Annotated in this window: 1 protein-coding gene and 1 pseudogene; both read left to right on the plus strand. The window is 67.8% G+C overall.

Features of this window, described 5'->3' with window-relative positions:
• Positions 1–198, plus strand: a pseudogene (locus tag TN53_RS42130) (hypothetical protein); the annotation flags it as partial.
• A 3-nt stretch (positions 199–201) separates the two neighbouring features.
• The coding region (locus tag TN53_RS42135; RefSeq protein ID WP_046264194.1) for an asparaginase domain-containing protein at positions 202–515 on the plus strand (314 nt) is incomplete at its 3' end.

Consider the following 515-nt stretch of genomic DNA (forward strand, 5'->3'; position numbering starts at 1 on the left):
GTACAGCAGATCGCCCAGAACATCGTGGACATCAACCGGAACGAGGGACTGACGACCGTGGTCGTGGAGCAGAACGTGCCGATGGTGCGGAGCATGGCCGGGCGCTGTCTCCTGCTGGAGGGCGGTCAGGTGATCGCCGAAGGTCTGCTCGACACTCTTGCGGACAGCGGTCGGCTCGAACAGCATCTCGGAGTCTGACGCATGGGAACGACTCGTGTCGCGCTCCTCGGCACCGGCGGCACCATCGCGTCCGCATCGGGAGCGGACGGTCAGCTGATCGCCCGGCGCTCGGTCGCGGAGCTGCTCGACGGATGCGACGTGCCGGCGGGCATCTCGGTCGAGCCGGCGGTCGACCTCGACCGGATCAACAGCTGGGACATGGACCCGCGAAGGATGTGGCGTCTGGCCGCCCGCATCCAGGAGGTGCTGGCCGAGCCCGAGGTGGCCGGAATCGTGATCACCCACGGTACCGACACCCTTGAGGAGACGGCGTTCGCGGTCGACCTGGTCACGGC

Origin of the sequence: Streptomyces sp. WM6386 (assembly GCF_000972385.1) — a bacterium.
In the GTDB taxonomy this organism is placed as follows: Bacteria; Actinomycetota; Actinomycetes; order Streptomycetales; family Streptomycetaceae; genus Streptomyces.